General features: G+C 62.3%; 23 protein-coding genes. 12 read left to right on the forward strand and 11 right to left on the reverse strand.

The window, feature by feature from the left end; all coding sequences use genetic code 11:
• Positions 1-38: 38 nt before the first annotated feature.
• Complete coding sequence (locus G9C82_RS09175) at positions 39-548, reverse strand: metallophosphoesterase (RefSeq protein WP_127013931.1); 510 nt, start codon at positions 546-548, stop codon at positions 39-41.
• Positions 549-614: 66 nt separating this feature from the next.
• On the opposite strand from G9C82_RS09175, the gene G9C82_RS09180 reads away from it, so the two are divergent.
• Positions 615-1,586, forward strand: a complete 972-nt coding sequence (locus tag G9C82_RS09180; protein ID WP_004959986.1) for a cation diffusion facilitator family transporter — start codon at positions 615-617, stop codon at positions 1,584-1,586.
• Here the strand turns inward: G9C82_RS09180 and G9C82_RS09185 are convergent.
• Positions 1,565-2,317, reverse strand: a complete 753-nt coding sequence (locus G9C82_RS09185; protein WP_004959983.1) for a hypothetical protein — start codon at positions 2,315-2,317, stop codon at positions 1,565-1,567. The two genes, G9C82_RS09180 and G9C82_RS09185, sit on opposite strands and share 22 nt — an antisense overlap.
• Before the next feature lie 76 nt (positions 2,318-2,393).
• Here G9C82_RS09185 and G9C82_RS09190 point away from each other — a divergent pair, with 76 nt between their 5' ends.
• On the forward strand, positions 2,394-4,571 hold the full coding sequence (locus G9C82_RS09190) for an ATP-dependent DNA helicase (protein WP_127013932.1): 2,178 nt from the start codon (positions 2,394-2,396) through the stop codon (positions 4,569-4,571).
• A gap of 57 nt (positions 4,572-4,628) precedes the next feature.
• Here the strand turns inward: G9C82_RS09190 and G9C82_RS09195 are convergent, their stop codons facing one another.
• Positions 4,629-5,108 carry a cupin domain-containing protein gene (locus G9C82_RS09195; RefSeq protein WP_127013933.1) on the reverse strand — a complete coding sequence of 160 codons (480 nt, stop codon included), beginning with the start codon at positions 5,106-5,108 and terminating at the stop codon, positions 4,629-4,631.
• A 94-nt stretch (positions 5,109-5,202) separates the two neighbouring features.
• On the opposite strand from G9C82_RS09195, the gene serB reads away from it, so the two are divergent.
• Positions 5,203-5,835 (forward strand): phosphoserine phosphatase SerB, encoded by a 633-nt coding sequence (gene serB, locus G9C82_RS09200; protein ID WP_004959975.1) that lies wholly within the window; start codon positions 5,203-5,205, stop codon positions 5,833-5,835.
• Between the two features lie 283 nt (positions 5,836-6,118).
• On the opposite strand, the gene G9C82_RS09205 is transcribed toward serB, so the two are convergent.
• Positions 6,119-7,417, reverse strand: a complete 1,299-nt coding sequence (locus G9C82_RS09205; RefSeq protein WP_127013934.1) for an O-acetylhomoserine aminocarboxypropyltransferase/cysteine synthase family protein — start codon at positions 7,415-7,417, stop codon at positions 6,119-6,121.
• An 88-nt stretch (positions 7,418-7,505) separates the two neighbouring features.
• Here G9C82_RS09205 and G9C82_RS09210 point away from each other — a divergent pair, with 88 nt between their 5' ends.
• Positions 7,506-7,712: a hypothetical protein gene (locus tag G9C82_RS09210; RefSeq protein WP_127013935.1), complete on the forward strand. Its 207-nt coding sequence runs from the start codon at positions 7,506-7,508 to the stop codon at positions 7,710-7,712.
• Between the two features lie 85 nt (positions 7,713-7,797).
• On the opposite strand, the gene G9C82_RS09215 is transcribed toward G9C82_RS09210, so the two are convergent.
• A complete protein-coding gene (locus G9C82_RS09215) occupies positions 7,798-9,366 on the reverse strand; it encodes a DNA-directed DNA polymerase II small subunit (protein ID WP_127013936.1) in 1,569 nt (522 codons plus the stop codon).
• Positions 9,367-9,454: 88 nt separating this feature from the next.
• Between G9C82_RS09215 and G9C82_RS09220 the strand changes: the two genes are divergently transcribed.
• Positions 9,455-10,165, forward strand: a complete 711-nt coding sequence (locus G9C82_RS09220) for a S26 family signal peptidase (protein ID WP_011224385.1) — start codon at positions 9,455-9,457, stop codon at positions 10,163-10,165.
• Between the two features lie 128 nt (positions 10,166-10,293).
• A complete protein-coding gene (locus G9C82_RS09225) occupies positions 10,294-10,947 on the forward strand; it encodes a S26 family signal peptidase (RefSeq protein WP_004959962.1) in 654 nt (217 codons plus the stop codon).
• A 69-nt stretch (positions 10,948-11,016) separates the two neighbouring features.
• Here the strand turns inward: G9C82_RS09225 and G9C82_RS09230 are convergent, their stop codons facing one another.
• The gene (locus G9C82_RS09230; RefSeq protein WP_004959959.1) at positions 11,017-12,591 is read right to left on the reverse strand and encodes a Cdc6/Cdc18 family protein; all 1,575 of its coding nucleotides are present in this window, start codon (positions 12,589-12,591) and stop codon (positions 11,017-11,019) included.
• Positions 12,592-13,535: 944 nt separating this feature from the next.
• Between G9C82_RS09230 and G9C82_RS09235 the strand changes: the two genes are divergently transcribed.
• From G9C82_RS09235 to G9C82_RS20895, 4 genes are all read left to right on the forward strand, one after another.
• Positions 13,536-14,177: an Era-like GTP-binding protein gene (locus tag G9C82_RS09235; RefSeq protein ID WP_004590329.1), complete on the forward strand. Its 642-nt coding sequence runs from the start codon at positions 13,536-13,538 to the stop codon at positions 14,175-14,177.
• Positions 14,178-14,181: 4 nt separating this feature from the next.
• The gene (locus G9C82_RS09240) at positions 14,182-14,565 is read left to right on the forward strand and encodes a DUF2073 domain-containing protein (RefSeq protein ID WP_004517591.1); all 384 of its coding nucleotides are present in this window, start codon (positions 14,182-14,184) and stop codon (positions 14,563-14,565) included.
• Positions 14,565-15,251, forward strand: a complete 687-nt coding sequence (locus tag G9C82_RS09245) for a Zn-ribbon containing protein (RefSeq protein ID WP_127013937.1) — start codon at positions 14,565-14,567, stop codon at positions 15,249-15,251. Before G9C82_RS09240 ends, G9C82_RS09245 begins: the two co-directional genes overlap by 1 nt.
• A 133-nt stretch (positions 15,252-15,384) precedes the next feature.
• Positions 15,385-15,510: a hypothetical protein gene (locus tag G9C82_RS20895; RefSeq protein ID WP_004959952.1), complete on the forward strand. Its 126-nt coding sequence runs from the start codon at positions 15,385-15,387 to the stop codon at positions 15,508-15,510.
• Between the two features lie 123 nt (positions 15,511-15,633).
• On the opposite strand, the gene mdh is transcribed toward G9C82_RS20895, so the two are convergent.
• The gene (gene mdh / locus G9C82_RS09250) at positions 15,634-16,548 is read right to left on the reverse strand and encodes a malate dehydrogenase (protein ID WP_004959949.1); all 915 of its coding nucleotides are present in this window, start codon (positions 16,546-16,548) and stop codon (positions 15,634-15,636) included.
• Positions 16,549-16,675: 127 nt separating this feature from the next.
• On the opposite strand from mdh, the gene G9C82_RS09255 reads away from it, so the two are divergent.
• Entirely contained in the window at positions 16,676-17,404 is a 729-nt protein-coding gene (locus G9C82_RS09255; RefSeq protein ID WP_127013938.1) for an Sjogren's syndrome/scleroderma autoantigen 1 family protein, read from the forward strand.
• Here the strand turns inward: G9C82_RS09255 and G9C82_RS09260 are convergent.
• The 4 genes from G9C82_RS09260 to G9C82_RS09275 form a co-directional block, all read right to left on the reverse strand.
• On the reverse strand, positions 17,401-19,986 hold the full coding sequence (locus tag G9C82_RS09260; protein ID WP_127013939.1) for a DEAD/DEAH box helicase: 2,586 nt from the start codon (positions 19,984-19,986) through the stop codon (positions 17,401-17,403). The two genes, G9C82_RS09255 and G9C82_RS09260, sit on opposite strands and share 4 nt — an antisense overlap.
• Before the next feature lie 66 nt (positions 19,987-20,052).
• The gene (locus G9C82_RS09265) at positions 20,053-20,652 is read right to left on the reverse strand and encodes a dolichol kinase (RefSeq protein WP_127013940.1); all 600 of its coding nucleotides are present in this window, start codon (positions 20,650-20,652) and stop codon (positions 20,053-20,055) included.
• Positions 20,653-22,389 (reverse strand): glycine--tRNA ligase, encoded by a 1,737-nt coding sequence (glyS, locus tag G9C82_RS09270; RefSeq protein ID WP_127013941.1) that lies wholly within the window; start codon positions 22,387-22,389, stop codon positions 20,653-20,655.
• Positions 22,386-23,231 (reverse strand): CBS domain-containing protein, encoded by an 846-nt coding sequence (locus G9C82_RS09275; protein ID WP_127013942.1) that lies wholly within the window; start codon positions 23,229-23,231, stop codon positions 22,386-22,388. Before G9C82_RS09275 ends, glyS begins: the two co-directional genes overlap by 4 nt.
• 373 nt (positions 23,232-23,604) lie before the next feature.
• Here G9C82_RS09275 and G9C82_RS09280 point away from each other — a divergent pair, with 373 nt between their 5' ends.
• Positions 23,605-23,772 (forward strand): hypothetical protein, encoded by a 168-nt coding sequence (locus tag G9C82_RS09280; protein WP_164734753.1) that lies wholly within the window; start codon positions 23,605-23,607, stop codon positions 23,770-23,772.
• Positions 23,773-23,861: the final 89 nt, after the last annotated feature.

Consider the following 23,861-nt stretch of genomic DNA (forward strand, 5'->3'; position numbering starts at 1 on the left):
TGAAGTCGACCCCGACCAGAAGCGTCCCTGCAACACGTTTACCGCTCGACGATGGTCGTCGAAATCGGCGTCCCGTCCGGGGAGCGAAGGCGGACGCGTACGTCACCGGCCATCACATCCAGTTCCGCGTGGGCCGGCTGGTATCGCCGCGGGTCGGCGTAGCTGCCCGGATTGACGAGCGTCCAGCCGCCGAAGTCGGTCAGGACAGGCTTGTGTGAGTGACCGACGACGACGATATCGGCGTTTTCCTGCCGAGCCAACATTCCGAGGGCGGTTTCGGTGTGTTCGTGCCCGTGCACAACAACGATCGTCAGTCCTTCCCAAGAGACGGTCGCAACGTCGGAAAGGCGGGCCCTGACTGCCGGTCTGTCGTTGTTTCCGACAACGCCGGTGAGTTCGTCGGATTCGGCGTCGATGGCATCAAGCACCTGCTCGGTCATGAAATCGCCCGCGTGGAGAACGTGGTCGGCTTCGCGGACGGCGTCAAGCGTCCGACCTGTCAGCCGATGGTCGTCTGTTCCGTGCGTGTCTGAGATAGCAGTGAGCATACTGCCGGTAGTGGAGCCAGGTATAAATCCAGAAGCATTTTGCGTCATGAATGTGACGGAAAAATAATGGCAGGGAGCAAGTCAGTCGTCATCGCTGCACTGATAGCCAACGGCGCGATTGCGATTCTGAAGTTCTTCGGCTTTCTTTTGACGGGGAGTGCCGCGATGTTGTCAGAAACGTACCATAGCATCTCTGACACCGGGAATCAGGTGTTCCTGCTTATCGGGATTCGGTTCAGCGAGCGGGAGCGCGACCGTCGCCATCCCTTTGGCTACGGCAAGGCACAGTTCTTCTACAGCTTTCTCGTCTCCGTGTTCCTGTTCGGCATCGCTGGGTGGGAGAGCGCGAAACACGGCTATAACCAACTGACTGCCGGCGGCCATGGTGGCGGCGGACACGCCGGCGAGGCGGTCGAGTTCCTGTTTTTTTCCTTCCAGCCCCCGGCGTGGCTGGACCCGCTGTGGGTCAACTATACTGTCCTCATCGGTGCGTTCGTGTTCGAAACGTACGCGCTGATTAAGGCCCGCGCCGAGATGAAACGACAGATCGACCGGAACAACTGGTCGGGGTACCGCGAGGCCTTCCGCAAGACCAGCGACGTGACAACGCTGACCGCGCTGACTGAGGACACCATCGCGCTCGCGGGGATCGTCATCGCACTGGTCGGGTTGGTCCTCGAACAGATGACCGGTAACCCCTTTTTCGACCGGGTCTCCGCACTACTCATCGGGATTATGCTGATGGGCTTCGCCCTGGCGCTGGCCTGGGAGAACAAGCGCCTCCTGCTGGGAGAAAGCCTCCCGACGGACGAGGAACAGCGCCTCCGTGACATCGTCATGCAGAACGAACACGTGGACGAAGTCATCGGCTTCCGGACAGTCTATTTCGGGCCGAACGAGGTCATCGTCTTCGCAGACCTGCAGTTCGACCCGGCGCTGGACACGGAAGCAATCGATGACGAGATAACGACTCTTGAATCCGCGATGCAGGACACTAACGGCGATATCAGGAAAGTCTACATCGAGCCGGAGCTGTAAGGGTCGCTCTCTGCAAGCCACCACGGAATCGGGACGCGCTCAATATCGGTCGTGACCGTCATCGTCGTGTCGATATCCGGGCGGTCCGGTCGTCGTTCGGTGTGTTCGACGTACCTGATTACCCCCTGCCGGTCGACATACAGCCGCGACCGTCCGATTTCGGACCCGTTCTCGGTGGTCGGTGTCTCAGCTGTGTTCGTCATGGCAAGAACAGCGACAGGCCGTCCGTTCCACCGGACGGAGTCCACCTGCCGATACGCAGTATCCGACAGAAGCTGTCGGAGCAGGTCAGTCCCGGCCGGCGAGGCGAGCAAGGACGTGTTCGGTGTCGCGTCTCTGGTGGCGTACGGCGTATCGGGGTCGTCGCGGACATTGGTGTACACCGTCCGGTTGGCGAGAACCACGTCATTGGATATCGGTCCGAACCGCCGCCGGACGCGCCGAATCTCCCGCTCCCGGTCTATCCAGACGTCGAGCGTGTTCTGTGGCCCCGCCTGTTCGACATGGCGGTGAAAGCTCCGGGACGCCAACGCCTGTTCATGACGGTCCAGTAGGCGGGCCACGTCGACCGTCCCGTCGCTGGTCGGGACCGCCACCGTCGCCTCCGGCGAATCAGTGGGGACAGGCGCTGGCGTCACCGGGTCGCTGTCGTCCGCCGTCGGGCTGGCCGGAAAGAAGCCGGAACAGCCCGCGATCAGCGCGATACCGACGGCGAGCGTGACGCGCCACATACCTCTCTGGAGGGGCGCTCGCGGCAAGTAGCTGTGGGGGCGAACCCTTTTGCCGGTGAACGGCCAAGCGGGGCACGTGGCAACGACGGACGACAGCTACATGCGGTTTTTCCCCTTCGAAGAGCCGTACGGCCATCAGCAGGAGGCGATGGGAACGATATACGACGCGCTCGAAGAGGGCCGTGACGTGCTGTTCGAAGGAGCCTGCGGGACCGGGAAGACGCTCGCGTCGCTGGTCCCCGCGCTAGAACACGCCCGCGAGACGGGCAAGACCGTCGTCATCACGACGAACGTTCACCAGCAGATGCGCCAGTTCGTCGAGGACGCCAGAGCAATTACCGACCAGGAGCGCCTGCGAGCGGTCGTCTTCCGGGGCAAAGGGTCGATGTGTCACATCGACGTAGACTACGAGGAGTGCCAGGCGCTGCGGGACACGACCCGTGACCTGGTCGAGGTCGAGAGCGATATCGCCGAACTCGAACAGCGCGAGGGAGAACTCCTTTCTGACGGGCAGGCTGGCAGTAGCGAGGCGATGGAGGCCCGCAACGCCGTTGTCGAGGAACTCCGGGACCTGCAGGACGAGCGCGAGGAAATCGAAACCGAGCGCTCGACCTGTGACCACTACTATCGGAACCTCACTGTCGACACCAGCGAGTTCTATTCTTGGCTGTTCGACGACGTTCGGACGCCCGACGACGTGTACGAGTACGCCCACCAGCAAGGGCTGTGTGGCTACGAACTACTGAAAGAAGGAATGGACGGCGTCGACCTCGTCGTCTGTAACTACCATCACCTGCTGGACCCGACCATCCGCGAACAGTTCTTCCACTGGATCGGGCGCGACCCCGAAGACATCATCGCCGTCTTCGACGAGGCCCACAACGTCGAGTCGGCCGCCCGTGACCACGCCCGGCGGACGCTTACCGAGAACACGCTCGACCAGGCGCTGGATGAACTCGACAACGAGGAGGACGCCCGGACCGACGCCGCAGCCAACGTCATCGAGACGTTCCGGGATGCACTGGTCGAGGCCTACGAAGATTCCTTCGGGTTCGGCGGCCGCGAGGCCGTCGACGAACACTGGGACGATATCACCATCGCCAACGACGACCGGAAAGACGACCTGACACTCGCCTTCCTGCAGGGGTACACCGGCCCCGGCTTCCACGAGGAGCTGGACCACGCGCTGGCCCTCGGCCGGGACCTCGACGCCCGCTATCAAGAGGCGTTCAAAGAAGGGGACCTCGATACCAGAAAGGAGTGTCAGACCCTGCAGGCCGCCGGCTTCATTTCTGACTGGCTCGATGAGACGGACGAGACCGGCCAGTACCCCGTCGTCAGCGTTCGCCGGGACGAGTCGACCGACGAGGTGTATGGCCGCGCAGAGCTGTACACCTGTATTCCCGAAGAAGTCACCCGCGACCTGTTCGAGGACCTGCACGCGGCAGTGCTGATGAGCGCCACGCTCCGGCCCTTCGACGTGACCGAGAACGTCGTCGGCGTCGAGGACCCGGTGACGATGGCCTACGGCGCGCAGTTCCCCGAGGAGCGCCGTCGGACTTACGCCGTCGACGGCCCCGCGCTGTTTTCCAGCGAACGTGACGACCCACAGACCCAGCAACGCATTGCGCGCACGCTCGAAGACATCGTTCGCTTCACGCCCGGGAACACGCTCGTGTTCTGTCCCTCTTACAGCGAGGCCGAACGCTACCACGACATGACCGCCGTGAGTGCGACCCGGTATCTGGACGAGCCGGGAACCCAGGCCCGTGACCTCCGGGAGGCCTTTACCGACGGCGACGACGGCGTCCTCTACACCTCGCTGTGGGGGACACTGGGCGAGGGCGTGAGCTACGACGGCGACGATGCCCGAACCGTCGTGGTTGTCGGCGTCCCGTACCCGCACCTCGACGACCGGATGGACGCCGTACAGGACGCCTACGACGTGGCCTTCGGCGACGACGAGGACGACGCGGGCTGGCGCTACGCCGTCGAGATTCCGACAATTCGCAAGACAAGGCAGGCCCTCGGGCGCGTGGTCCGCTCGCCGGACGACTTCGGGGCGCGCATTCTGCTCGACAAGCGATACACCGAAGCCGCCGAGATGGAGATGCACGATTACGCCGTCCGCGGGACCTTTCCACCGGGGGAACGCCGAGAGATGGTCGATATCGGGCCCGAGAAGCTCAAGTTCGCGATGCTGAACTTCTATCAGGACATGGACGCCTACGACGGACCGCCGCCGAAGCCCTGAGACGGGTGGAAATAACTGTTACAGTTGGTTCTAACGCTCGGTTACGACTACGAGCCGCTAGAGGTCCGGTTCAACTTCGGTGCCACAGTCAGGGCAGACAAGCAGGAAACCCTCGTCAGCTGGTTCCAGCGCGAGGACATCGCTGTCACAGTCAGGGCAGGGCTGTGCAACGCGGCCTTCTGTCGAGTTCATGGGCGCACCGAGTGCCAACGCGACCACCCGGTCGTCGCTTTCGTTCCGGCCCTGCTGATACTCTCCGGGCGCGAACCGGACGACTTCGTCGGGACCAACGGTGACCATCTCACTTTCACCGGCGGGGTCAGTCCGGTGTTCGAAGGTGGCGGTGCCCGCAACGACGTAGAACACTTCTTCTTGATCGAGGTGTGCGTGTAATCCGCCCGAGAAGGCCTCGCCAGGGTCCAGAACATACCGGTTGATTGCGACGTCCGTCGTTCCCAGCGGGTCCGCAAGCCCACGCCGGTCAACGTCGCCACCCATCGCCTGTGGTTCGATTTCGTCGACGGAGACGTGCTCCATACGGGGACAGTAGCAGGGAATACACAAAAATAAACCCCAGTTGGTCGGCTGGAAACCGGATAGTTTGAAACCCTCCACGCGAAACGGACGGGTAATGCTAGTCGCCTTCGACTTCGACGGGACACTCTCCGATTCGGAGATGACAGTCCTGCTCGGGAGCCAGAACGGGACGGCCGAGGACATGGCCGACATCACCGAGCGCGCGATGAACAACGAAATCGAGTACGCCGAAAGCCTCCGTCAGCGGTGTGCGTTGTTGGAGGACCTCCCGGACGAGCAGGCCCAAGCGGCCTTCGACGAGGTCGCCCTGCGCCCCGGCGCGGCGGAAGTCATCGAAGCCTTGCGGAACGCCGGCGTCTACGTCGCTATCCTTACCGGCGGGTTCGAGCGCGGCGTGGAAGCTGCACTCGAAACGGAGGGGGTCGAGGTCGACGCCATCGTCGCCAACCGACTGCCAGTGGAAGACGGAAAGCTGACCGGCGAAGTTCGCGGACCGCTCATCTCCGGCACCAAAGACGACGCAATGGAGGTCGTGACCGCCGTTACTGGAGAAGACCGGGACACGACTGTCGCCGTCGGCGACGGGGCCAATGACCTGCCGATGCTCGAAGTCGCGAATCTGGCTATCGGCTTCGACCCGAAACCGGCCGTCGCACCGTCGTGTGACACGTCGGTCGAGACAATGGACGAACTGTACGACCTGCTGGAAGCCGAAGAAATCCTGTAGCGACACCTTCGTGTTCGGACATAGAAGTCGCTACTAAGTATTCTCATCGTTATACGACGGTTGAAAGGTTGAACGAGGGAGTGGCACGCTCCCCACGGATGCGAGCAGTCGTTGTCGGACCAATGACAGAGTATGGTTGAGCGTGAACCGACGCGTGCTCGCTATCGGCGACGGTTCATTGAATACATTAGCCTCTCCCGTAATAAGCCTAATGAACAGGTGAATTATTGCAGAACAGTGGTACGCACGTCCAGAAACGCTCCGCAAAATACAGTATCTTTGGTTAGTTGGTCGCCCGGCCGATAGCCTGATCGAGGTCAGCTTTGATGTCCTCGACAGACTCGGTACCGACGGAGAGACGGACCATGTCGTTGGTGACGCCGGCGGCGGCCTTTTCCTCGTCAGTGAGTTGCTGGTGGGTGGTCGAGGCCGGATGGATGATGAGCGTCTTCGCGTCGCCGACGTTTGCCAGCAGAGAGGCGATTTCCGTCGATTCGACGGTCGTTCGGGCGGCGTCGTAGCCCGCGTCGAGGCCGAACGTTATCATGCCGCCGTAGCCGCCGTCAAGGTACTTGCTGGCGGTGTCGTGCGTTTCGTGGTCTTCGAGGCCAGGGTAGGTGACCCACGAGACTTCGGGGTGGTCCGCGAGGAACTCGGCGACGCCCATCGCATTGTCGCAGTGGCGGTCCATCCGTGCGGGCAGCGTCTCCAGACCCTGCATCGTCTGCCAGGCATCGAAGGGGGACTGCTGGCAGCCCAGATCGCGGAGACCGCGGGCGATGGCGGCATAGGTGAAGGCCGCGTCCTCGAATCGCTCGCGGAAGTTGACGCCGTGGTAGGCTGGGTTGTCGCCGGCGATTTCGGGGTACTTGTCGGCGTGTTCCTCCCACGGGAAAGAGCCACCGTCGACGAGAACGCCGCCGACGGTGGTGCCGTGGCCGTGAATCCACTTCGTCGTGGAGTTCCAGACGAGGTCGGCCCCGTGTTCGATTGGGTTGCAGAGATACGGTGTTGCGAAGGTGTTGTCGACGAAGAAGGGGACGCCGTGGTCGTGGGCGATTTCGGCGAGGCGCTCGAAGTCCGGTGTGACCAGCGACGGGTTGCCGATGGTCTCACAGTGGACGTAGGCCGTGTTCTCGTCGATAGCCTCGGCGTAGGCATCGTAGTCGAGCGTGTCGACGAACCGCGTCTCGACACCGTTGCGCGGCGCGGTGTGGGTGTAGTAGGTGTAGGTGCCGCCGTACAGCGACGACGCCGTGACGACGTTGTCGCCGACGTCCGCGAGCAGGAAGGTTGCGAGGTTCAGCGACGCCATCCCGGAGGCGGTGGCGACCGCGCCGACGCCGCCCTCCAGCGCCGCCAGCCGCTCCTGTAGCATGCCGACGGTGGGGTTCATCAGCCGCGAGTAGATGTGGCCCGGCTTTTCCAGTGCGAACTGCTTTGCCGCGTCTTCGGCGTCTTCGAAGACGTATGAGGTGGTCTGATACAGTGGCGGCGCGCGAGAACGGGCCTCGGCGTCTGGCTCTTCCTGTCCGACGTGCAGCGCGTCGGTTTCGAATCCGTGGTCTTGGTCGTCACTCATACACCCCGCTTCCACCGGACGGGTCTTAATAACAGCCACACCGGTCAGCCCCGCCACTGCTACGAGATACCGGTGATTCTTCGCACTAATGCCGAATGGGTTCGGCCATGGGTCGACAGGGTACAATCTGAGCGGTGCTGTCGAGACAACGTACAAACAGGCGGACGGCCGGGAGCGAGTGGTGCGACAACTGTCGCACCCGAAGCGACCCGGGGAAGGGCAGGCCTGCGGTCGTGCCGGGCGGTTAGCATACCGGTCGCCTGGCGACCGGTTTCACCGGACGCGAACGGAGTGAGCGTCCGGCCTTTTTCGCCCACGTTTTTGTACGGGGGTTGAGCGCTCGGCCCCGGCGAGCGCGAGGCCCCCGTGGAAAAAGGTGGTTAGGTAAACTTCCGGACCGTCATCGAGAGCGTATCAAGGTCCAAAATCGGTGCGAAACCGGCGTCAGGGTCGATGTTGACACTTTTCTGGAATTCAGTCTGGGCCTGCCAGCAGCCGGAGTTCAGCGCAACAACATTGTGGTACTCGCCCCAGCCGAGCTTGTGGACGTGGCCGGTGTGGAACACGTCGGGCACCTCCTCCATCACCAGATAATCGCGGTCCTCGGGGGCGAGTCGGGTGTGGCCGCCGTACTGCGGCGCGACGTGGCGCTTCTTCAGGAGCTGGTACATCGCCCTGTGTGGTTCCTCGTAGCTGGCTTCCTCGTCCGGGAGTTCGGCGATGACCTCGTCGAGCGAGACGCCGTGGTACATCAGCACTGTGACGCCCTCGACAGTGACCAGCGAGGGGTTAGAGTGGACCTGCGCGTCGTGGGCACTCATGATGTCCCGGAGTTCCTCGTCGAAGCCGGGCTGGGGCTCGGCCAGCCGAACGGCGTCGTGGTTGCCCGGAATCATCCGGATTTCCATGTCCGCCGGGACTTCCTTGAGGTACTCCGAGAACGCGCGGTACTGGTCGTAGATGTCGATGATGTCCAGTTCCTTGTCCTGCTCGGGATAGATGCCGACGCCTTCGACCATGTCGCCGGCGATGAGCAGGTATTCGACGTGCTCGGCCTCCGGCGTGTGGAGCCAGTCCGTGAAGCGGTGCCAGGCGTCCTCCATGAACTCCTGGCTGCCGACGTGGACATCGGAGATGAGCGCCGCCTGAACGTGACGGTCAGCGGTCGAGGGGCTGTGCGTTCGGGGCACATCCGGGAAATACAGCGAGTCCACGAACAGGATGCCAGCATCGTCGGCCAGCGTCCCCTCAACGGCGATAACCTCGTCCATGAGCAACTGCTGGACGAGGTCGGCGATAGGGCGGTCTTTCATCACCAGGCAGGGGAATGTCCCGTTCGTGTCTTCCAGTTCGACCAGCCAGTGACCGCTGGCTGTCGAGCGGATGTCAGAGACCATGCCGATCAGCGCCGCGTCGCTGCCACCGCCCATGTTCTCGATGGCGTCGGTCGGCCGGTGGTTCACTCTGCCGCGCAGTTTGCCCGCCAGTTTCTCGTAGCGGTCCCGGAACACCGCGACGAAGTCCGAGTACTCCCCGGTCCCAGTGGACTGGCCGGTCATATCGTTTGCGACGTCGATAGCTCGGAGGGATGTGTCCACATCCCGTGACCCCCCCGTTTCAGGTGGAGCGGACGCACCCGGTTCGGTCGACGAGGCTGCGTCAGTTCCAGTTGAAACGGAGGGGTGTGATTGAGTCGGAGCGCCGGTTGTTTCGTTTCCGCGGTCTGGTTCGGTATTTGACGTTCCCTCACCATTTTCTATCGCTTCAACCACAGATTCGACGTGGTCGGTTGTCAGCTTCAGCGCTTCATCAGGGAGGGTTTCGAGTGCGCGTTCCAGCGTCGTCGACGGGTCCCGCGTGTCAGCGATCCGAGTCACTGCCTCACGTTCCGCGTTGTAGCCGCGGCTCGCGAGTTCGCTGACGATGCGTGCCGGCGTCTCCAGAGGCACGTTCCACACTCCGTGTCTGTGGGCAAAAGGATAGCGGACCGACAGCCGTCACAAGATTGATACCCCGCTGTCGGCAATCCGAGGTAGGATGGGCCGGGACGAATCGACCAACAGCACGCCTTCAGGCGGGACAGACGAGTCTGTGGACGCCAGCCCTTCGTTTCGTTTTGGCCTGTACGTCCGTGACATCGGGACGAGTGTCGGGGCAGTCCTGCTTGTCGGCGGGTTCCTGTTTGCCGTCAGTGGGGTGTGGCCGCCGCTCGTCGCCATCGAAAGCGGAAGCATGGAGCCACACATCGACACCGGCGATATGGTCTTTGTCATGGACGCAGAACGCTTCTCGGGGCAGGAGGACCGTCACGGCGTTGTAACGGCAGCGGCCGGAGCCGAAACCGGGTATCAGACCTTTCAACAGCCCGGTGACGTCATCGTCTTCGAACCCAACGGTAACGAGCAGCGAACGCCGATCATCCACCGGTCGATGCTGTGGGTTGATGCCGGTGAGAACTGGTACGACCGCGCGAACCGAGAGTACGTCGGGAACGCGGACAGTTGCGACGAGCTTCGGAACTGTCCGGCGCCGCATGCTGGCTTTATCACGAAAGGTGACAACAAAGTGACCAACAGTAAATACGATCAGGTCACCGGAGCGAGTACCGTTGTCCGGCCGGAGTGGGTCATTGGAACCGGGATCTTCCGGATCCCACGTCTCGGGTACGTTCGGGTCCAACCGTCCCAGCTATGGCACACATCAGTGTCGATGCCGGTCGGAGATGTTTCAGCGCCGGCGGCGAGCTGACCAAATCGGACGGTAGTGTTCGGTCCAACAACAGAAAGTTGATTGGCCGCCTCCGAGTATTCGTGGTACGAATGGCCGGGTCAGACCATCGGTCGTCGGACGGAGACGAAACCGAGAGGCCGGGAGGGATGATGTACGTGACCGATATCGTCAGTAGCGCCGGCTCAGTCCTGCTTGTCGGGGTGTTACTGTTCGCCGTTAGTGGTGTGTGGCCCCCACTCGTCGCTATCGAAAGCCCAAGCATGGACCCCCATATCAAGGAAGGAGACCTCGTGTTCGTGATGGAAGAGGACCGGTTCTCCGGCCCGGGTGACCACGAGGGTGTCGTCACCGCAGCGAACGACGACAGCTATCGAGCGTTCCAGCGTCCGGGCGACGTTATCGTATACGAACCCGACGGCAACAGTCGACAGACGCCGATCATCCACCGGGCGATGCTGTGGGTTGAAGCGGACGAGAACTGGTACGACCGGGCGAACCAAGACTACATCGGGAGTGCGGACAGCTGTGACGAGCTCACCTCCTGTCCGGCCGACCACGCCGGCTTCATCACCAAGGGTGACAACAACGGCCGGTACGACCAGGTCGGTTCCAGCCCCATCAGCGAACCAGTCAAGCCCGGGTGGGTCGTCGGGACCGCAGAGATGCGAGTTCCATTGCTGGGGCAGGTCCGACTCCAGTGGAACCAGGCCGGCGCGACTGATGTGGGAGCGAACGAAACAGGACTAGCGGTGACAAACGAAGCAGAGACGGCAGCCGTGAACGCGACGGCATCCGGGTAGCTCGTCTCACTCAAAGGGGACTGTTTCACCTGGAACAGCGAGTACTATGGAGATCGTAAAACACGCAGATTAGTTGTCGAACCGGGCCTGAACGAACGGCTGGACATCGTCGATATCGCCGAGTCGCGAATCAGACAGAAGCACCGCCTCCGTCTCTTCGGTTGGAACTGACAGCGAGATTTCTTTCGTCCGGCCGTAGCGGCCCTTCGAGACGACGACAGCGTTGACGATGCCGAGCATATCCAGTTCGGAGATGAGGTCAGTGACGCGGCGCTGTGTCAGAATATCGGCGTCGATCTCTTCACAGAGGTTCTTGTAAATATTGAACACCTCGCCGGTGTTGATGTTGTGGACACCGTTCTTTTCGAGGAGGATGATAGCGAAGAGGACAATCTTCGACTGCGTTGGGAGCGTCCGGACGACCTCCACAACACGGTCGAGTTCGATCTTCTCCTGAGCCTGACGAACGTGGTCTTCGAGGACGTTGTCCGTCTGGTCCCGTTCAGCAAGTTCGCCGGCCGTCCGAAGGAGATCAAGCGCGCGGCGCGCGTCGCCGTGTTCCTGTGCGGCGAAGGCCGCACACAGCGGGATAACATCCTCGGTGAGCGCGTCGCCTTTGAACGCGACGTCCGAGCGTGCCTGAAGAATGTCCCGAAGCTGGTTCGCGTCGTAGGGCGGGAAGACGATTTCCTCTTCGCCGAGACTTGACTTGACCCGAGGGTCGAGGAAATCGGTGAACTTCAGGTCGTTCGAGATGCCCATAATCGAGACGCGAGAGTTCTCCAGTTCGGAGTTCATCCGGGAGAGGTTATACAGGGTGTCGTCGCCGCTTTTCTCGACGAGTTTGTCAATTTCGTCGAGCATGATGACGACCACGCGCTCGTGATAGTCGACGGCGTCGAAAAAGGAGCTGTAGACACGGTCCGTCGGCCACCCCGTCATCGGAACTTCCTCGAACTCCGACTTGTCAGCTTCCAACGATTCGATTTCGGCTTCGACATTGTCGAGGGAGCCAAACGCCGTCTCTTCGAGTGCAGCCGTGTTCTCGCGTGCCTGTGATTGAAGCTCCTCGAGTTCGGCGATGCGGTCGTCGATGAGCTGGGCGTTCTTGTCGATGAACTTGTTCGCGAGCTGCGCCAGCACGCGGTACTGGGTGTCGGTCACCTCGCAGTTGATATACTCGACTTCACAGGGGACCTCGTATTTTTGTGAGGTCGTTTCGAGTTCCTCGCTGACGAACTTCGCGGACGCGGTTTTCCCCGTCCCCGTCTTGCCATAGATGAGGATGTTCGACGGTGTATCACCGCGCAAGGCAGTGACGAGAATCGTCGCCATGTTGTTGATCTGCTCCTCGCGGTGGGGAAGTTTGTGCGGCGTGTACGAGGGGCGAAGGACCTCCTTGTTCTCGAAAATGGGTTCCCCTTCGAGAAGGTCATCGAACAGGCCACGGGACGCCTCGTCGGAGGGGTCGTCAGACCCAGCATCAAGATTGTCAAGAATAACATCATCGAGATCTGACGGCCCGGTCGATGTCCCAGGGTCCGTTTCGGCGTCGAGTTGTCCGTCGGACCCGTCAGCATCGTTCGACGTCTCTGTTGTCGACGGATCGGATGCCGGGGCCGGATTGTTGCTTTCGTCAGTCATAGTCGATCAAGAGGGTCCCCTTCGTTTCGTGTGGAGCGAGTTGGAGACACCGGAACAGAGAGAGCGAGGAGTGCGTCAGTACCGTTATTAGTGAGCATCAGCGCTCTCCGGTGCGTCCAGTTGAACCACATGAACCGTACCGTGAATCGATATTAAATATTTCGGTACACCACCCATGAAAGATATATGTTGTTATATTGATTGTTTCTGTCGGGTGGGTACTGTTGTCCTAAAGAGGACTATAGCTTCAGTCTCACCGAGGTCGGATGGACATGATGCAGCGGGAGAGTGATTGGATAGGAACGGGAGCGGTGGCGCAGTTCCAAGAGCGAGTACGCTGTATGAATATGCGCAGGGTGCATCATAAACCGGCACTTGCAGCGGAAACCGACTGCAACAGGCCAACCCCCCCACCCCTTCGTTTCCGGTGGAACAGGAAACAGGCCCGGGGGGAGGGGGTGGGGAGGACGATGGTGTCTTCTAGAAAGGGGAAAGACTTAATACGATATCATATAAACCAAAGCCGCACTAGATAAAACAAATAGCTAGTAGGGGTCAGTGTACAGTTTTCTAGTGTCTAGGCCGCTCTAGCTAGTGAAGTCACGAATCGCGCTGCTCTGAACAACTGGTGCACTCCCGATTCGACCGGCGATTCTCCCACCCCTCCCCAGGGGTGCATGGCGTTCCACTTGAAACGAAGGGGTGGGGGGCTAGGATGGGGCACCCAAATCTAAATTGTCTGGTTTCGGATGACCGGACTCCACCCGAACAACTCCCCGCCAACCGTTCCACACCCGTAGCAACGCCCGCACGCTGGTCTATGCCATGATATGCCTCCTCATGTCAAAAAGAAAACTCATGTCTGACGTAGGCTTAAGTGAATACGCCTATCTTTTACGGGCAGAGCCGCCATACCGGACGACTCCGGGCGGCGGGAGGATAGGATGGGATTGTTAACAAACCTCAAAGATAGCATTTCACGTGCGGCATCGACACTGTTCTCCGAAGAGGATCCGAAGCGTATCGGAATCTACGGCCCGCCGAACGCCGGCAAGACGACGTTGGCGAACCGCATTGCACGAGACTGGACCGGCGACGCCGTCGGCCCGGAGAGTCACGTTCCCCACGAGACTCGTCGTGCGCGCCGAAAGGAGAACGTTGAAATCGAACGCGACGGGAAGAAAGTGACAATCGATATCGTCGACACGCCGGGCGTGACGACGAAAGTCGATTACACCGAGTTCCTCGAACACGACATGGAGAAAGACGACGCCGTTCGTCGCTCCCGCGAAGCGACTGAGGGCGTCGCCGAAGCGATGCACTGGCTCCGCGAGGACGTCGACGGCGTCATTTACGTGCTAGACTCCGCGACGGACCCGTTCACGCAGGTCAACACCATGCTCATCGGCATCATCGAGAGTCAGGACCTGCCGGTGTTGATACTCGCGAACAAAATCGACCTGGAGGAGTCCTCCGTCCAGCGCATCCGAAACGCCTACCCCCAGCACGAGACCATTCCGCTGTCCGCGCTCGAAGGGGACAACATGGACGAGGTCTACGACAAAATCGCGGAGTACTTCGGGTGATATAATGGCAGAAGTCAAAGACCCAGACGACGGCGTCCAGATCGACCTCATCAGCGGCGAACGGATGGCGGGGCTGGCCTCGATGGAGAAGATTCGAATGATTCTCGACGGGGTTCGTGACGGTAACATCGTCATCCTCGAAGAGGGACTCTCCCCCGACGAGGAGTCCCGACTTATCGAAGTGACGATGACCGAAATCAGCCCCGATGAGTTCAACGGCATCGAGATAGAGACCTATCCAAAGTCCGAGGCTGCCGACGCCAGCATCCTCGACCGGCTGATGGGCAAACAGTCGACCCAGAAGCTGACGGTCATCGGGCCGGCGAACCAGATAGAGACGCTCCACAAGGACGAAACGCTCATCAGCGCCCTCGTCTCTCGGAAATAATGCCCCATCAGTGCACGGACTGTGGCCGTGGCTTCGACGACGGGTCGAAGGAGATGCTCTCGGGCTGTCCCAACTGCGGCGGGAACAAGTTCCAGTATCAGCCCGAGGGGGCCGACATCTCCGAGACGCCGGATGCGGAGCCACCGGAACCACCGGGACCTGACAGCACTGTCGCCCGTACCGTCGGCAAGACCGCCGCCTCGGTGCGCGACTTCGTCAGTGGCTCCACTACGGACGGGGACCGTCCCGCCGAGCAGTCCCATCTCGACGCCGACCGGTCGGCTGATGCACAGCCGAGTGACCCATCCCACACGCCCGGCTCGCCGTCGACCGAACCCGACCGTGCGTCTGCGGCTGAGGATTCAGCCCAGGCCAGTGCCCGCGGTGATATTGTCGAGCCAGACGAACTCCCATCCGACGCGCCGTCTGCGTCTGAATCTGAACACCAGTTCCGCCCTGTCGGTGCAGACCCCGACCCACCGGCGGAACCAGACCGGGAGGACCGTCCCGATCTGGAGGAACTGCGCGCGGAACTCAACGACCAGTTCGAGTCGATCAAGGTACTGGAACCCGGCCAGTACGAACTGAACCTGATGGAACTGTACGACCGCGAGGAGTACATCATCGCACTGCAGGAAGACGGGCACTACTCCATTCAGGTCCCGGAAACCATCCGCTCCGAGTGATTGTCACGCTCTTCTCGGCGCTTTTTGTGATTCGCCAATCCCGGATTACCCCGTAGAACCGCTGCATACAGCATTATGTATCAATGCGGGCACAACCATTATATAATATGCCGTGGATGCTTCGGATAACGCCATGAACCACCGAGAACTCTCGACATCGGACTCACACCTCGAAGAGTGGGCATCACTCCTCGGTGCTGATATCGATGACGACGGACGCGATAGCGACTTGCTTGACGAGCAGGACGAGCCCGCGTAACGGCCACTGTTTGTCAGAGAGCGCTCCTCGCAGTGACAGCCGCGTCTTCACACCGCTGGCGAGGCAAAATAATATTCGGGACGAGTGCCGTCCCGGACCCTGCCGACCGCGAGTAATATCTGGTTACGAGATTTTGTCGTACTGGTCCGAGAGCTTCTCGGCAGCGTCGGCCATCAGGTCCTGCTCGTAGTCGTCAAGATCCCACTCGACGATCTCTTCGACGCCGTTGCTCCCGAGACGGACCGGGACACCGAAGGCAGTGTCCTCGTGCCCGAACTCACCCTCTAGCTTGACCGAAGCCGGCAGTACTTCACCGGTGTCGTGGAGGATGGCTTCGACCATATGTGCGACACCGCGGGCTGGCCCCCACTCGGTCGCGCCCTTGCGCTCGATGACGTCCATCGCCGATTCCTGCAGGTCGCCGAGCAGCTGCTCTTTCTCGTCCCCGCTGAATTCGGGGTCGGTGCCGTCAACGCGGACCTTCGAGAACACGGGAACCTGTGCGTCGCCGTGTTCCCCGAGGATCGTTCCTTCGACGTTCTGAACCGGGGCGTCGAACTCCTCGCTCAGGACGTAACGGAACCGCGCGGAGTCCAGTCGGCCGCCGAAGCCGATGACCTGCTCGCGCGAGCGGTCGCCGGCTTCGTAGAGGTGGCGGTTGAGCAGGTCGACGGGGTTCGAGGTGGTCAGCGAGATGTAGTCGTCGTTGTGTTCGTCCAGTGAGGACTGGATGTCCTCCATGATGGGCGCGTTGTCGCCCGCGAGGTCGATACGTGTCTGGCCGGGCTGGCGAGGAATCCCGGCCGTGATGACTACCACGTCTGAGCCGGCAGTATCCTCGTAGCCGCCCTGGCGGACGCGCGTGTTCGAATCGTAGGCGATGCCGTGGTTCGTGTCAGCGGCCTGCCCGACCGTGTCGTCTTCCTTGTCCGGGATGTCCACGAAGACGACCTCGTCAGCGATGTCACGGAGCGCGATGTTGTACCCTGCGGCTGCGCCGACCGTTCCGGCTGCGCCGACTACGCTTACCTTTGTCATACCATTCGCAAAGGCTCGGGCGCGAACGTTAAACGTGTCGAAACCCCAATTCCGACGGATATCGTTCAGGCGGTATCGACATCTCGCACCCGTAAACTGTTTTCAGCCCCGTGGCGTTGTGACTCGTATGAGCGACTTCGACAAGGAAGCCGAACGCGAGAAACTCCGCGAGAAGTTCGAGCAAGAGGAGGACAACCGGGCGGCGACCGAGCAAATGAGCGAACTCCTGTTGAAGGGCGCGACGATGACGAACGCCCACTGCAGCGAGTGTGGCGACCCCATCTTCCGCCACGACGGTCAGGAGTTCTGCCCCACCTGCCAGAAGCCGGTCGCTCGCGATACACAGGCCAGCGGGGCGGACCCGTCGGATGCTGACGAACAGGAGGGCCAGACCGACGACGGTGACCAGATCGAGGTTGCCGACCCCAGCGACGAGGCCCGCGTCCAGTTCGGCGATGGTGACGAGGCGGCTGCGAGTGCGCCGGACACGACGGACGACTCGACCGCTCCACCTGAAGCGGGGGGTGCTCAGTCGACTCGGCAGTCCGACCACTCGGAGCCAGCGTCACAGACTGCTCGAACAGGTGTTTCGTCGGAGCCTAGCGGCCAGACTTCGAACGGCCAGCCGCGTGGGACACCGTCACAGAACCCCCCCGTTTCCGCTCGACAGCCAACGCCATCCGAAGGCGGGACCGGTGACGTTGCGGCAAATCTGGATGCGGCGTCTGCGTTACTGGCTGAAACAGTTCACCGCTTCGCCGAGCGCGCCGCGGCGACCGAGAACCCACGCGAGGCCCGCGAGCATCTGCAGGCGGCCCGAGAAGCGGCGGAAGCGCTGGATGCAGCGCGGTTCTAGGGTTCGTAGTCGCTGGCGATGACTTCCCGAATCCGGTCGGCTGTTACATCGCCGATGCCGGATACCTCCAGCAGGTCGTCTTTGTCGGCGGTCATCACCGCTTCGACGCTCCCGAAGGACTCCAGTAGCGTGCGCGCGGTCACCGGTCCGACTTCGGCGATTGCGGCCACGACGTACTCCTGTTGTTCGGGCAGCGTCTTCGACTGTTTCTCGCCGTGGACGCTCACCTCGCGGTCGGCGGTCTCCTGCTCCCGCCCGGCGATGACTTCCAGCAGGTCGGCGGTCTCGTCCTCGTCGCTGGTCCGCAACACGCTCGCGCCGAAATCGACCGCCAGCGACGCGAGCGCGCCCTGAATCGCCTTGTGGTGGACGTTGCGCGCGCCGAAGAGGTCCTCCCCCTCGATGACGACGACGGGCCGACCGTAGTTGCGCGTGGCGTCCCCGACCTGTTCGAACATCGACCGGTCGCCGCCGGTCAGCGTGTCCATGAAGTCAGCGACGGTCTTGCGCTCGACGACCACGCGGTCCGAGAGAACGTAGTCGCCGACGGCCAGCGTTTCGAGTCGGGTCTCGATACCGTCCCGCGTCGAGAGGTCCCGGGCGATGTTCGAGTCGAGTTCGCGCTGGTCGGCGACGATTTCGACGGGGTCGTCCTCGTTGTCGCGGCCGGCGGTGGCGACCGTTCCTTCATCGTCCCCTGTTCCGGCGTTCCCCTCCTCGTCCGCCGTCCCGGTGCTCTCTCCACCGTCCGCTGTCGCGGTGTCCCCCTCGTCGACCGACGCCGCTTCGCTGTCGCCTTCGGCCGCTCCCGCATCGGCATCGGCCGCTTCCGACCGGTCGTCCGCGAAGGCGTCCAGGCCAGCCTGACCGTCACTGCCATCGTCATCCTCGGCTGACTTGTTAGCTCCGCTACCCCTCCCGTTTCCAGTGGAACCACCGCTCTGTCTAGTGGTTTCACCGTCGCCAGTTCCACTCGAAGCGGTCCCCTTGGTGTCCTCGTACTCGTCGAGACCGGTCTGGTCGAGGCGGGCCTCCAGTTCGCCGGCGACGCTTTTGAGTTCGTTCAGCTCGCGTTTCATCCGCTTCTGGTCGTTGCGGGCCTTCCAGAAGTACGCCTCGTCGCGGGTGTCCTCGGCCAGCAGGACGACGACGCGGCCCTCGGCCTGTCGGCCGGTCCGACCCTTCCGCTGGATGGCCCGAATCGCGGTCGGGACCGGCTCGTAGAACAGCACCAGATCCACCTCCGGCACGTCCAGCCCCTCCTCGGCGACGGAGGTGGAGACGAGTACCTCGAACTCGCCGTCCCGGAACCGGTCAAGGGTCTCCTGTTGCTGGCTCTGTGTCATCCCTTCGCTCCCGTCGGTGTCGCTCTGGCCGACGAACTTCTGGGTCGTGAAGTGATCCGAGAGAAAGTCAACGAGTGTCTCAGCTGTATCGCGGGATTCCGTGAAGACGATGACACGCTCGCCGTTCTCGATACCGAGCGTCTCCGCGAGCAACATCCGGGTCTGGCGGAATTTCGGATGCAGGTCGTCGTAGTCGCTGGCCTTCCGCATCGCCTCGCGGACTTTCGGCTCGCTGACGAGGCGCTGGTCGGCCTTCGACGCGCCCGAGGAGCGGGCGGCCTCCTTCAGCCGCTCGAAGTACCGCCGCAGGGACTCGACGCTCTGGGTCTCGACGTACGTGACGGCGGTCCGGAGCTTGCGGACCTCCGCGAGAAAGCTCATCCCCTGGTACCCCTCGCTCTGGTCGTTGTTCATCAGGTCCCGAAGCTGGCCCTGAATCTGCTGGATTTCTCGTTCGGAGATGTCCGCCGAGGACTTGTTCGTGACGCCGAGTTCTTTCAACTGCGACAGGCGGTCTTTGATGACTTCGTTGATTGCGTCGCGGATTTCCACGACGATATCGGGCAGTTCGATGCGGTTCCAGTCGACGCTGGTGTCGTGGGTGTACTCGGCCACGTCGGCGTCGTTTTCGGTCATCACGGCCACCTCGGACAGACCGAGGTTCTCGCACACTTCGAGTATTGCCTCCTCGTCGTCGCCGGGGGAGGCGCTCATCCCCGTCACCAGCGGGTTCTCGGCGTCGGCGTGGTAGCGGTCGGCGATGTAGTTGTAGGCGTAGTCGCCGGTCGCCCGGTGGCACTCGTCGAAGGTGCAGTGGGTCACGTCGGCGAGGGAGATGCGGTTGCCGACGAGGTCGTTCTCGACGACCTGCGGCGTCGCGATGACGATACGGGCGTCCTCCCAGAGGGCAGCCCGGTCGTCGGGTCGGACCTCACCGGTGAACACGACCACATCTTGGTCGTCCAGTTCCAGCGCTTCGCGGTAGAACTCGGCGTGTTGCTGGACCAGCGGCTTCGTCGGGGCCAGCATGAGCGCTTTCCCGCCGACGGCGTCGAGTCGCTCAGCAGTCACCAGCAGCGAGACGGTCGTCTTGCCCAGTCCGGTCGGCAGACAGACGAGCGTGTGGTCTCCGCTCGCCGTCGCCGCCAGTTCAGTCTGGTAGCGGCGGTTCTCCAGGAACTCCGGCGTCACCAGCGGGCGCTCGACGTGCTCGCCACCGGCGTCGGTGGTCGCCATTACCCACGCGTTCGTCCCGCCAGTGGTTAAGGGTTCAGATACCGCGGTGAAAGTAAACAGCGAGGATTACAGGCCGATTCCGGGCAGGTACTGGACGCCGACCCACATCGCCAGTGCGCCGAGCACCGGAATCGAGAAGTTGTCGTCGATGACGTAGCCGGCGACTTGTGGCTTGACCCCGTCGGCGAACGTCGCCGCGACGCCACCAAGGATGGCCGCGGCGGGGGGCACAAAAGGCGCGGCGAGCAGTGTGCAGACGCCAAACATCACCAGCAGGACCCAGGCCTGTTTGATGTTGCTGGCATCGCTGGAACCCAGTAGCCCGCTGATGGGGTCGCCGACGGCAAGCATCAGCATCGCTGGGACGGCAATCGTCTCGGTCATACTTGGGAGTTCGACGGCGAAGGCGACGATGGCGATCCCGACGATGTACAGCGCGTAGCCGGCGGGGTTGTCCTGCTCGTACTCCCGGGTGAGCCGGTCGTACACCACCCAGTCCAGCCCGGTCGTCAGCCGCACCGCTTCGAGCACACACACGACGACCAGCGCCACGGCCAGGAATCCCTGGACGACGCGCCACGTAAGCAGGTCCGGCCGGAGCAGATGCGCGAGCGGGACCGTCGCACCGGTGACGTGGACGAGCCGCCGGGAGACCTCGTCGGCCATCTACAGGTCGGCGAAGGTGAGCTCGCCACTTGCCAGCCGTTCGAGCCGGTCGGCGAGCCCGTCGATGGGAAGGCGCTTCTGCTCGGTCGTGTCGCGTTCGCGCACCGTAACCTCGCGGTCTTCGAGGCTCTCGTAGTCCACAGTCACGCAGTAGGGCGTCCCCACTTCGTCCTGTCGGCGGTAGCGCCGCCCGATGGCCCCGGAGTCGTCGTAGGTGACCGAGAGACCGGCGGCCCGGAGGTCGTCGGCGATATCGGTGGCGAGGTCAGCCATCCCGTCTTTGTCCATCAGCGGGAAGACGCCAACTGTCGTCGGGGCCTGCTCCGGCGGGAGGTCGAGGTAGGTTCGCTCCTCGCCGTCGACCTCGTCTGTCTTGTAGGAATGTGCGAGGACGGTGTAGATGATCCGGCCCACGCCGAACGAGGGTTCGACGACGTGTGGGCGGATGTGTTCGCCGTTCTCGGTAACCTCGTCGACGCTGAAGTTCGTCTTGTCGACGGGGATGGTGTGGGACTCGCCGTCGACCTCGACAGTAACCTCGTCAGCATCGAAGGCGTCCGGGTTCCGCTCGGCTAGCGCTTCGAGTGCGTCGGCGACCGCGCCGGCTGACCCACCGAACTCCGGCCCGAGGTAGCTCATGTCAGGGTCGACGGTGGCGCGCTCGACAGTAATCGGCTCGTCGTACTGCTTGAACACCGTGTAGTCCTCGCCGGAGTGTTCGGCGTGTTTCGAGAGGTCGTAGTCGCCCCGGTAGGCGAAGCCGGTGATCTCGATCCAGTCGCCGTCGACCTCGCTCTCGGCGTCCCAGCAGTCGGAGGCGTAGTGGGCCCGTTCCCCGGCGAGGTGCTGGCGGTAGCGGAATCGGTCCATATCCACGCCGATGCGCTCGTACCACTCTCTGGAGACGCCCAGATAGTAGGCGACCCACTCGCTCTCGACGACGCCCTCGTCGACGGCCTCGCGGACCGTAAGTTCGCGCTGGCCGCCGTCCTCGGACTGCTGTGCCGCGGCGGAGTACAGCGGCAGCGTCACGTCCGCCACGTCAGCCAGCGGCGGCTCGTCCTCCTCGGGGTCGATGAAGTGCTCCAGTTCGGCCTGCGTGAACTCCCGGACGCGGACCAGCGACTTCCGCGGGGAGATCTCGTTCCGGTAGGCTTTCCCGATCTGGGCGACGCCGAAGGGAAGCTGATTCCGGGCGTACTCGGAGAGTTGCGGGAATTCCACGAAGATGCCCTGTGCAGTCTCCGGGCGGAGATAGCCCGGCGACGACGACCCCGGCCCGATGTTGGTTTCGAACATCAGGTTGAAATTGTCGACCGGCTGGTCGGCCAGGGACGCGTGACAGGAGGGACATTCGACCCCGTGCTCGGCAATGAGGTCCATCACTTCCTCGTTGGGGAGGGATTCGGCTTCCTCGATGTCCGTGTTGTCCTCGACGAGGTGGTCCGCGCGGTGGGTCGCGCCGCACTCGCCGCACTCGACGATCATGTCGTCGAAGCCGTCGAGGTGTCCTGACGCTTCAAAGACGGGTTCAGGCATCACGTCGGGAGCGGAGATCTCTTGATGGCCTTCCTTGACGACGTAGCGGTCCCGCCAGGCGTCCTCGATGTTCGATTTCAGGGCAGCGCCCTGTGGCCCGTAGGTCCAGAAGCCCGCCGCGCCGCCGTAGGCGCTCGATGAGGGGAAGTAGAAGCCGCGACGCTTGGCCAGCTCGGTGAGGCGTTCGCCTTCGCTCATAGGCCTCGCAGCAGGTCGATGTCCCGTACGATGCCGGTGAGTTCGTCACCAGACAGCAGCGGGATCTGCTCGATGTCGTGTTCGATCATCAGCTGTGCCGCCTCCTCGGCGGTGCGACGCTTGTTCACTGTTACGACATCGCCGGTCATGAACTCGCGGACGGATTCGGCCGGAAGTTCGACGTTGCGGGTGGGCATGTACCGTCCGCCGACGGCTTTGATGCCTTCCCAGGCCCAGTCGTCGTCCTGATTGGCGATGGAGTCGCCGGTGTCGTCCTCGCCCTCGACAACGCGGGCGACCGCGATGATGTCGACCTCTGTGAGCATCCCCGACATGTCGCCGTCATCGCCGAGCACGACGCCGTAGGGGACGTTCGCGTGGGAGAGCTCCCGTTCGGCAACGGTCAGCGGCGTATCCTCGTACACGCAGTTGATGTCTCGGTTGGCGAGGTCGCCGACGATCTGGTCGCCGTCGACGTCGCCGTTGGCGATGGACCGAATCACGTCGGTCACTGTGATGATTCCTTTGAGCTGGCCGTCGACGATGGGGAGGCGTCGCTCGCCGTCCTCGACCATCACCTGTGCGGCGGCCTCGATAGATGTGTCCCCGCTGATCGCCGGGACTTCCTCGACAAGCAGGGCCAGCTGGTCCTCGTCGGGGCTCTCGATGAGCGCATCGCGTGAAATAATCCCTCTGAACTCCTCGCCCTCGTCGGTTTCCTTGATAACCGGGACCGACGAGAAGGCCTGCTCCTGGAGGTACTCCAGTGCGTCATCACGGGTGCCAGGCACGGTGACCGTGACGACCTCCGAGCGTGGCGTCATAGCGTCTGCGACGTTCATACTGCCAGAACTTCCTTCCCGCATCTACTAAGTCCTTAACATCCGTCCGTTTTCGATATTTAGGTGGCACGCTCGGCGGCCATCGGCTATCGCCGACGACCGTGCAGGCGGCATCTCGGAAACCGAGAGCCCGTACTGCCTCGAGAACAACTACGTCTTCTGCCATATCGGCGTCTCGTATCTGTGTTTGAACAGAATACAGGATACAGGTGCTGATGGTTGATGTATAAGGCCCTCTGTGTATCGGCTCATGCACTGCTTTATCCCAATATTGACAGGAGTCGAACTATTGTCAGACAGCTGGACCTGAGTCATACTGTCCCCCTCTATGGGTTTCGCTAAATTTTTATAGGGTTGTTACATATTATCATGCATGGAGTCGGATACTGTCGTTCCGGTCGAGATGGCTGCGGACGGAGACATCATGGCGTCCGTCGAAGAGGGTCCAACGGACCAGTTTATCCTCGCTGACGTGACCCGAGACGACGCCTATCTCACAACCCCGCTCGCAGACGCTGCCTCGCTCCCGGCCTGGCGATAGGTGTTGTCTGTCGGTTCGTTTTTTCAGTGGCTCTGCCCGAGACGGTACTGCGTTAGCGGCGTTGCTGCTCCCCACCGAGTCCCCGTACG

The sequence above is a fragment of the Haloarcula sp. R1-2 genome (assembly GCF_011627385.1).
GTDB lineage: Archaea > Halobacteriota > Halobacteria > Halobacteriales > Haloarculaceae > Haloarcula > Haloarcula marismortui.

What these genes read in the sequence shown, in the direction of transcription:
- glyS (WP_127013941.1), bottom strand. Translation starts at nt 22,389, where the DNA reads ATGAGCGAAGGCGAACGCCTCACCGAGCTGGCCAAGCGTCGCGGCTTC.
- G9C82_RS09280 (WP_164734753.1), top strand. Translation starts at nt 23,605, where the DNA reads ATGGAGTCGGATACTGTCGTTCCGGTCGAGATGGCTGCGGACGGAGAC.
- serB (WP_004959975.1), top strand. Translation starts at nt 5,203, where the DNA reads ATGCTAGTCGCCTTCGACTTCGACGGGACACTCTCCGATTCGGAGATG.
- G9C82_RS09185 (WP_004959983.1), bottom strand. Translation starts at nt 2,317, where the DNA reads ATGTGGCGCGTCACGCTCGCCGTCGGTATCGCGCTGATCGCGGGCTGT.
- G9C82_RS09220 (WP_011224385.1), top strand. Translation starts at nt 9,455, where the DNA reads ATGGGCCGGGACGAATCGACCAACAGCACGCCTTCAGGCGGGACAGAC.
- G9C82_RS20895 (WP_004959952.1), top strand. Translation starts at nt 15,385, where the DNA reads ATGAACCACCGAGAACTCTCGACATCGGACTCACACCTCGAAGAGTGG.
- G9C82_RS09240 (WP_004517591.1), top strand. Translation starts at nt 14,182, where the DNA reads ATGGCAGAAGTCAAAGACCCAGACGACGGCGTCCAGATCGACCTCATC.
- G9C82_RS09180 (WP_004959986.1), top strand. Translation starts at nt 615, where the DNA reads ATGGCAGGGAGCAAGTCAGTCGTCATCGCTGCACTGATAGCCAACGGC.
- mdh (WP_004959949.1), bottom strand. Translation starts at nt 16,548, where the DNA reads ATGACAAAGGTAAGCGTAGTCGGCGCAGCCGGAACGGTCGGCGCAGCC.
- G9C82_RS09235 (WP_004590329.1), top strand. Translation starts at nt 13,536, where the DNA reads ATGGGATTGTTAACAAACCTCAAAGATAGCATTTCACGTGCGGCATCG.
- G9C82_RS09195 (WP_127013933.1), bottom strand. Translation starts at nt 5,108, where the DNA reads ATGGAGCACGTCTCCGTCGACGAAATCGAACCACAGGCGATGGGTGGC.
- G9C82_RS09205 (WP_127013934.1), bottom strand. Translation starts at nt 7,417, where the DNA reads ATGAGTGACGACCAAGACCACGGATTCGAAACCGACGCGCTGCACGTC.
- G9C82_RS09230 (WP_004959959.1), bottom strand. Translation starts at nt 12,591, where the DNA reads ATGACTGACGAAAGCAACAATCCGGCCCCGGCATCCGATCCGTCGACA.
- G9C82_RS09245 (WP_127013937.1), top strand. Translation starts at nt 14,565, where the DNA reads ATGCCCCATCAGTGCACGGACTGTGGCCGTGGCTTCGACGACGGGTCG.
- G9C82_RS09225 (WP_004959962.1), top strand. Translation starts at nt 10,294, where the DNA reads ATGATGTACGTGACCGATATCGTCAGTAGCGCCGGCTCAGTCCTGCTT.
- G9C82_RS09255 (WP_127013938.1), top strand. Translation starts at nt 16,676, where the DNA reads ATGAGCGACTTCGACAAGGAAGCCGAACGCGAGAAACTCCGCGAGAAG.
- G9C82_RS09260 (WP_127013939.1), bottom strand. Translation starts at nt 19,986, where the DNA reads ATGGCGACCACCGACGCCGGTGGCGAGCACGTCGAGCGCCCGCTGGTG.
- G9C82_RS09275 (WP_127013942.1), bottom strand. Translation starts at nt 23,231, where the DNA reads ATGAACGTCGCAGACGCTATGACGCCACGCTCGGAGGTCGTCACGGTC.
- G9C82_RS09175 (WP_127013931.1), bottom strand. Translation starts at nt 548, where the DNA reads ATGCTCACTGCTATCTCAGACACGCACGGAACAGACGACCATCGGCTG.
- G9C82_RS09265 (WP_127013940.1), bottom strand. Translation starts at nt 20,652, where the DNA reads ATGGCCGACGAGGTCTCCCGGCGGCTCGTCCACGTCACCGGTGCGACG.
- G9C82_RS09210 (WP_127013935.1), top strand. Translation starts at nt 7,506, where the DNA reads ATGCCGAATGGGTTCGGCCATGGGTCGACAGGGTACAATCTGAGCGGT.